Below are 215 nucleotides of genomic sequence, written 5' to 3' on the forward strand. Positions count from 1 at the left end.
GACGATTTTAAAAAAATTCCAAATCGAAACGATCCTTAAGATCCCCGGCCATATTGGGCTAGAGAGTGTTGATGTCTGGTTTCAAGACGAAGCTAGGTTTGGTCAGCAGAACACAACAACACGTCTTTGGGCTACTCGTGGAACGAGACCTCGCGTAGTAAAACAGCAGCAATTTGAATACGCTTATTTGTTTGGCTCAGTGTGCCCATCGAGAG

Annotated in this window: 1 pseudogene; it reads left to right on the forward strand. The window is 45.1% G+C overall.

Annotated features, from left to right (window positions below):
- Positions 1–215: pseudogene (locus AB4503_RS25585) on the forward strand (IS630 family transposase); the annotation flags it as partial.

It is taken from the genome of Vibrio sp. 10N.222.55.B11 (assembly GCF_041473705.1).
GTDB classification, from domain to species: Bacteria; Pseudomonadota; Gammaproteobacteria; order Enterobacterales; family Vibrionaceae; genus Vibrio; species Vibrio crassostreae_C.